Source organism: Stenotrophomonas sp. HMSC10F07, assembly GCF_001807895.1.
Taxonomy (GTDB): domain Bacteria; phylum Pseudomonadota; class Gammaproteobacteria; order Xanthomonadales; family Xanthomonadaceae; genus Stenotrophomonas; species Stenotrophomonas sepilia.
Genome location: NZ_KV791429.1, coordinates 47593 through 55947 on the forward strand (window position 1 = coordinate 47593; position 8355 = coordinate 55947).

Here is an 8355-nt window from a genome sequence, read left to right on the forward strand (position 1 = left end):
ACGGCCCTCATGGCCGTGGCCCGGGAGCGTTTTGCCCGCCGAACGCCCACGCGCTCACTCAGTTGCGCCGCACCCCTGCCAGGAGAGAACCCCGATGTTGCCCGCCCGCCACCACCGCCCCCCTTGCCGCTCGATCGCTCCGCTGACGCTGGCCATTGCCGGCGCGCTGTTCTCGCTTGCCGCTCCTGCCTTCGCCCAGGAGAGCAAGGACAACGCCACCGACCTCGCCCGTATCGAGGTCACCGGCTCCAACATTCGTCGCACCGACGTTGAAACCGCCTCGCCGGTGCAGGTGATCAGCAAGCAGGACATCCAGAACATGGGTGCGCGCACGCTGCTGCAGGTGCTCGACAACCTGCCGGCCGCTCGCCCCGCGCAGCAGGATGCGCGCTCGCTGTTCACCGGTTCCGATGGTGCCTCGCAGGCCAACCTGCGCGGGTTGGGCGCACAGGGCACACTGGTGCTGCTGAACGGTCGCCGCCTGTCGTACTACGGCGCACCGGCCGGGTTCCAGACCCAGTTCGTCAACATCGATGCGATCCCGGCGGCGGCCATCGAGCGCATGGAAGTACTGACCGACGGCGCGTCGGCCGTGTACGGTACCGACGCGGTGGCCGGCGTGATCAACGTGATCACCAAGCGCAACTTCCAGGGTGCCGAGATCAGCTTCACCAACGACACCTCCTCGCGCATCGATTCCTACGGTGAGCGCCAGGCCAGCATCACCGCCGGCTTCGGTGACCTGGCCGAGAACCGCTTCAACATCTACGGCGCGGTCAACATGTACCGTCGCGACGCGATTCCGCTGAGCGATTTCTACGACAAGCGTCCGGACCAGTACTACGTCAACAACCCGAACTACCTCAATAACCTGCGCCTGGGCGTGGGCAGCAGGCCGGGCGAGTTCAACCCGGGCACCTACTTCGCCTTCGATCCGGTCACCGGCCGCCGCGTGCAGGAAGCTGCGCCGGGCTGCAAGAACGTGTTGACCAGTGAAGCGGCCGGCCCGCGTTGCGTCTGGGAAACCTGGATGAACAACGAGATCGATGCCGGCGCCAAGTCCGAGCGCAACACCGCCTACCTCAACGGCACCTTCCTGGTCGGCGACAGCACCGAGATCTTCGCCGAGGCGACCTACACCGACATCGACCTGCGCGCCAACGGCGGCACGCCGCGCACCTACGGCACCACGACCGGCAACCCGACCAGCTGGTTCTCGCGCAACACCGGCAACACCGTCAACCAGTTCCTGTACCCGTTCCTGGGCCCGAACAACGAGTACAACCACGCCAGCCCGCAGTTGAAGGCGATGATGGGCGGCGTGGTCGGCCTGAACTACCTGCTGCAGGATGCCGGCCCGAATTACTTCGGCCAGCGCAATACCGACAAGAGCTATCGTGTGCTGGCGGGCGCACGTGGCAACGTGGGTGACTGGAACTGGGAAACCGCATTCGCCAGCGCGGGTACCCACTCCACCACCTACCAGACGATCAACGTCAACACCAAGGGCTTCGAGAAGGCGTTCGGGCCGTACACGATCGATCCTGGTACCGGTCGGGTGATCATCTCCGACCACCCGGCGTACAAGTTCGGCGAGATCAGCGAAGCCAACGCCGCGTTGATCCGTGAAGCGTTCCCGACCTTCGACATCCAGTCGTGGACCCGCCTGCATACCCTGGACGGCAAGATCGAAGGACCGCTGTTCCAGCTGCCGGCGGGCGAGATGCGCGCCGCGTTCGGCTTCAACGCCAGCCGTGAGACCTTCTACACCCCGGGCAATGCCGATGCGGCCAATGGCCTGATCACCCAGCAGGGCGGCTCGTGGTTCGACGGCAAGCGCAACACCTACGCGCTGTTTGCCGAGACCGTGGCACCGATCACCGACAAGCTGGAACTGGATGCGGCGGTGCGCGTGGACAAGTACCCGAACTTCAGCGCCAACATCGCGCCGAAGATCGGCTTCAAGTACCAGGCGTTCGATCAGCTGATGCTGCGCGGCACGTATTCCACCGGCTTCCGCGCACCGAGCCTGGCCGAGTCCGGCAACGGCGGCGTGTTCGCCCAGCTCGGCGGCTTCCGTGACGAGCTGCGCTGCAACGAGACCAACGCCATCGCCAACCTGCTGCTGAAGTCGCAGCGGCCGGGTGACGTCGATCTCGGCAAGACCCTGCTGAACGTCGATTGCAGCCGTACCGTCGCGCGCATGACCCAGCCGAACAAGGATCTGAAGCCGGAGAAGGCGAAGATCGCCACCCTCGGCTTCGTCTACGAGCCAGCGAGCTGGCTGTCGGTGTCGGCCGACTACTGGTTCATCTACCGCAACAATGAAATCGTCGCGCCGGATTATCGCCGCATGGAAGACATCATCTCGATGTCGCGCTCGCCGATCACCGACAGCGACCGCGCCAACCTGGCGCAGCTGGCGGCAATGTGCGCCGATCCGGCCAGCGGCGTGAGCTGCCCGGCCACCCTGCCGGGCTACTCCGCCGGCAACGTGGCCAGCGTGGTCGGCCAATACAAGAACCGCGGCAAGACGCTTATCGACGGCTTCGACATCGACGCGCGCAGCCGCTTCTCGCTGGGCGACTGGGGTAATCTGAACATCGGCCTGGCCGCCACCATCGCCAACCGCAACCGCTTCTACATGGATGCGGAGAACGGCTGGTACTACGGCGACGTGGTGGGCTACTACAACAACCCGCGCCTGCGTGCCACGCTCAATGCAGACTGGACCTACAAGCAGGTGACCACCAGCATGTTCGTCAACTACGTGGGTGGCACCAAGTGGGCCACCGACCAGATCGACGAAGAGAGCAACAACAAGGAAACCTGCACCGGCGGTTACCTGGCCCTGCAGAAGAGCAAGTGCGATGGTGCACCGTCGTGGTGGACCGCCAACATGAGCGTCACCTGGCGCCCGGACGATGCGTGGAACCTGAGCTTCACCGTCAAGAACCTGTTCAACCGCCTGCCGTTCTACGATCCGAACAGCTTCCTGGGTGACTCCAGTGACTACGCCACCATCTTCGGTCGTGGTTACAGTGTGACCATCGGCTACCGGTTCAAGTAATTCCGTTTGCGTGACCTGGCGTGCCGGCTGCGGCCGGCACGCTGCCAAGAGGAGAGATGTCTGCCATGAAGCGTAGGGAATTCATCGCGGCCAGTGCCGCTGTCGCCGCCAGCAGCCTGCTGCCGCAGACCCCGGCATGGGCACGCGGGCGCAAGGTGCGTCTGGCCATGATCGGTACCGGCATGCGCGGGCTGGTGCTGCTGAAGGAGCTGGTGCGTCGCGACGACGTCGAAGTGGTTGCCCTGTGCGACATCGAGCCGATCATGCTCGGTCGCGCCATGGAGATGGTGGCGAAGGCCGGCAAGCCCGCGCCGAAGACCTATGGCCAGGATCGTGACACCAACGCGTGGAAGCGCCTGCTGGAACAGAAGGGCATCGATGGCGTGATCATCGCCACGCCGTGGGAGTACCACGCACCAATGGCGATTGCCGCCATGCAGGCCGGCGTGGCCGTGGGCTGTGAAGTGGTGGCCGGCATCACCCTGCAGGACCACTGGGACGTGCTGAAGACCCAGCTGAGCACCGGCACCCCGTACATGCTGCTGGAGAACGTCTGCTACCGCCGCGACGTGATGGCCGCGCTGCAGATGGTGCGCCAGGGCCTGTTCGGCGAACTGGTGCATCTGCAGGCCGGCTACCAGCACGACCTGCGCGGCGTGAAGTTCAATTCCGGCGACCCCAACCAGCCCTACGACAGCGGCGTGGAGTTCGGTCCGAAGGGCTGGAGCGAAGCTCGCTGGCGCACCGAGCATTCGGTGGAACGCAATGGTGAGCTGTACCCCAGCCACGGCATCGGCCCCTGTGCGATGTACACCGGCATCAACCGTGGCAACCGCTTCACCCACATCAACGCCTTCGCGACCAAGGCACGCGGCCTGCACGAATACACCGTGGCCAAGAGTGGCGGCACCACCCACCCCAGCACCCAGGTGAAGTTCAAGCTCGGCGATATCGTCACCACCACGCTGGCGTGCGAGAACGGCGAGACCATTCTGCTGCAGCACGACACCTCGCTGCCGCGCCCGTACTCGATGGGCTTCCGCGTGCAGGGCACCAAGGGCCTGTGGATGGATGTGAACCATTCGATCCACATCGAAGGCCGCAGCCCGCCGCACCAGTGGGAAGAGTTCAAGAAGTACCAGGACGAGTACGAGCACCCGCTGTGGAAGCAGAATGCCGACACCGCCGCCAGCGCCGGCCACGGCGGCATGGACTGGTTCGTCATCCATGCATTTGTTGAAGCGCTCAAAGCCAAGGCACCGATGCCGATCGACATCTACGACGCGGTGACCTGGAGTGCGATCACCCCGTTGAGCGAGCAGTCGATCGCCAACGGTTTCCAGACGCTGGAGTTCCCGGACTTTACTGCTGGTGCGTGGAAGACGCGCAAGCCGATCTTCGCGTTCGACGGTAAGTATTGAGGTTTACACCCTTCCACGCTGTGACGGAGACGCCGGGCACTGCCCGGTGTTTCTGTTTCTGGAGGCATTCGCCTTGTAGAGCCGAGCCCACGCTCGGCTGCTTGTTCGGTCGGCCGCTCGCTTTATCAGAAAACTCTGAAATCCGACCCGCTCCACACTTTATGACTTGAATGTGTAAACGACATCGGAGATAACGTCCCCCATGCGGTCAGACCGCATTCCGGACCAGGGACGATCCGAAGCATGACGTGGTGAGGCAACCGCCCCACGTTCTCGTTCCTGCCGGTGCTGTGTTTGTCCAGGAAGGAGAACAGGGATGTTGGAACGACTGAAGACCATTTCGTGTGCCGCACTGGCGATGATCGCGCTGGGGAGCTTGGCTCCTTGGGGTGCGCAGGCGCAGGAGGTGCAGAAGAAATGGGAGAGCTACCTGTCGATGGGCCAGCCGCGAGCTACCGAAGCGGCGGTGCAGAAGGACATCAAGTCGCTCTTTTCCCAGTACGAAAAGGACAAACCGTTCAATTGGCATGTCAAACGCCAACGCGTCCTTGGAAAGAAGGTCATCTACGATTACCGGGTGAGACCCGAGAAGATCGTTACTACCGACTGGGTCTACATCCACTCAGGGCAGGAGTACTCATCCGAAGATCAGATTCGTAGCGTGATCCTCGCTACCCGCGTCAGCGACCCGCAGTGCCCGGCGACTTCACTCACGGAGGATCCTTGGGTGGAGCTCCTTGGACTTGGCAGGGGCGACGACGGTAGCGTCACCAACGAGGAGAAGAATTTCCATTACACCTTGAACTTCTATCATCAGAGCACTCAAGAATGCTCGTCGATAGTGGGGTGGGAGCATGTGCGCCGGGCCAGAACGGCGCTTTGTCCGAATCGACCGTCCCTGACGTGGAATGAGGCCCTGCAGATGTGCTCTCTGGTCCAGCAGGACGAGCCGCACATGTCGCCCATGCTCTCCTACACAAGCGGGCCGCTGCCGCCGCAGCAGTGTCCTGTTGGTAACCCGTGTGATCCGACCACTGGCGATAAATCCCAGCCTGAGCCGGATTTCAACCTTGGATGGGTGAGCTTCCAACGCCACTATCACTCCCTGACGAGCACGGCGGGCGGCGCGTTGGGTACGGGCTGGACCCATTCCCACAATCTGCGGCTTACCGCAGGCGTAGACGATTCCACCTTCCCTCCCAGCTCCGAACTGAAAGTTGGGCTGATCGGCGCCGATGGCGGGCAGATCGCATTCCAGAAAGTGGGGGCAAGCTACGAAGCCATGGACGGAAGCGGTGATCGCGCGGTCCAGCAGGGCACCAACTGGCAACTTTCACGTGCCGGAGAGCGCATTTATTTTGATGCTGATGGCTTGATGCAGCGCCGTGATTTCGAAGACGGTACTTCGCTGACCTATGCACACGACAGCCGCGGCCGCCTGCTCAGCATCACCCATTCAACCGGTCGGCGCGTGGATGTCCAGTACCTCGCGCCGGGCGACGATTCACTGATCTCGGCCCTGGTGATCGCCGGCCAGCCTGTGGTGAGCTACGCCTATTCTCCGGCCGGGGAACTGATCACCGCGACCTATGCCGACGGTGCCAGCCGTACCTATCACTATGAGGACGCCCGCTTCCCGGGCTACCTGACCGGCGTGACCGCCGAAGACAACCAGCGCTACAGCTGGTACGGCTATGACACGCAAGGGCGAGTCACCTGCAGCCGCCATTCCGGCGATTGCAGCCAAGCCGACGTGGGCATTGATGGCGTGCGCCTGGAGTACACCCCGGCAGGCACCACCATCGTCACCGACGCACTGGGCAAGCAGAGCACCTACGCCTTGACCGCCAGCGGTACCAGCGGCCTTCCGCGCAAGGTCAATGGCATCACCGAAAGCAACGGCAGCATCACTCGCGCCTATCTGCCCGAGGGGACCGATTTCCGGCGTCGGCTGCAGTCGGTGACCGATCGCCGTGGTGTCGTCACCAGCTACGCCTATGCCGAGGCCAGCGATGCCGCCGCAGGCGCCGTCAGCGTGACCACCACCACCGAAGCGGCCGGTACTCCGGACCAGCGCATCAGCGAAACGCGCGTGGCCATGGACAGCAATCGGCTGGTGCAGCAGACCGTCGGTAACCGTGAGGTCCGCATCGCGCGCAATGCACGCCTCCAGCCGACCACCATCACCGTGCGCGACAGGGTGACCGGTGACACCCGCGTCACCACGCAGACCTACTGTGAGGCAGAGGGCCCGGAGTGCCCGCTGGTGGGACTGCTGCGTAGCGTGGATGGCCCACGCAGTGATGTGGCGGATGTCTCCACCTATGCCTACTACACCGCAGACGACGCGGGATGCGCGACCAGTGGTGCCTGCAGTTATCGCAAGGGCGACCTGCGCAGCGTGACCAATGCGCTGGGCCAGACGGTCGAGACCTTGGCCTACGACGCGTTCGGGCGGCCGTTGTCGGTCAAGGATGCCAACGGCGTGGTCACCGATTACACCTACCATGCGCGCGGCTGGCCGACCTCGGTCACCGTGCGCGGTGCCACCACAGCCGAGGACCGGGTGACCCAGATCAGCTACTGGCCGACCGGCCAGGTGCAGCAGGTCACCGAGCCGGACGGCAGCAGTGTCACCTATGTCTATGACGCCGCCCAGCGCTTGACCGATATTGCGGACAACAGCGGCAACACGATCCACTACGTATTGGACAACGCCGGCAACCGCCTCAAGGAAGACACGCTGGATGCAGGCGGCACCCTGCGCCGTACCCTGGCGCGGACGTTCAACACGCTTGGCCAGCTGACCGCGCTGAAGGATGCGGGCAACCACGCCACCGGCTTTGCCTACGATGCCAACGGCAACCCACAGACGGTGACCGATGCCCTGCAGCGCGTGACCAGCCAGCAGTACGATCCGTTGAACCGCTTGGCGCAGACCCTGCAGGACGTCGGCGGCGTCGCGGCGGAGATCCGCAGCCAGTACAACGCGCTGGACCAGGTCACCCAGGTTACCGACCCGAAGGGCCTGCATACGACCTATGCCTACAACGGTTTCGGTGAGCTGACCGGGCAGGTCAGCCCGGACAGTGGCGCCAGCAGCTTCACTGTGGATGCGGCGGGCAACCGCAAGACGGCCACCGATGCGCGCGGCGTCACCGCCACCTATCACTACGATGCGCTCAACCGCCTGATTGGCATTGCCTATCCGGATCCCAATCTGGATGTCGGCTATAGCTATGACGTGGCGCCGGCCGCCTGTGCCGCCGACGAACGCTTTGCCAAGGGACGTCTGGGGCAGGTGCTGCATGCCAATGGCAGCACCCAGTACTGCCACGACCGCTTCGGCCAGGTCACCCGCAAGGTGCAGACCGTCAATGGTGTCGCCAGCACGCTGCGCTATGCCTACAGCAAGTCGGGGCGCCTGACTGCGTTGACCTACCCCGACGGCAGCGTGGCCGACTACGTGCGCGATACCCAGGGCCGCATCAGCCAGATCGGCCTGACCCGGCCCGGCCAGGCACGCCAGATCGTGGTGAACAACGTGACCTATGCGGCCTTCGGCCCGGCGACCGGCTGGACCTACGGCAACGGCCGCCAGCTGCAGCGTCCGCTGGATCTGGACTATCGCCCGCAGGCGGTGCATGACCCCGCGGCAGGCGGCCTATCGCTGGGCTATGGCTATGACCCGGTCGGTTCGATCACCGAACTGAAGAACGGCACAGGCTCGACGGTGCTGGCCAAGTACGCCTACGACGCGCTGGGTCGCCTGACCCAGACCCAGGACGGGACGACAGGCACGCCGATTGAAACCTATGCCTACGACGCCACCGGCAATCGCACTGCGCTGACCACCTCGGCAGG

3 protein-coding genes are annotated in these 8355 nt (G+C 64.1%); all 3 read left to right on the top strand.

Features of this window, described 5'->3' with window-relative positions; all coding sequences use genetic code 11:
* Positions 1–94 precede the first annotated feature (94 nt).
* On the top strand, positions 95–3070 hold the full coding sequence (locus HMPREF3114_RS15595; protein WP_053500945.1) for a TonB-dependent receptor domain-containing protein: 2976 nt from the start codon (positions 95–97) through the stop codon (positions 3068–3070).
* 65 nt (positions 3071–3135) lie between these two features.
* Entirely contained in the window at positions 3136–4491 is a 1356-nt protein-coding gene (locus HMPREF3114_RS15600; RefSeq protein WP_053500947.1) for a Gfo/Idh/MocA family protein, read from the top strand.
* Between the two features lie 316 nt (positions 4492–4807).
* On the top strand, positions 4808–8355 hold a 3548-nt coding region (locus HMPREF3114_RS15605; RefSeq protein WP_070489975.1), incomplete at its 3' end, for a DUF6531 domain-containing protein.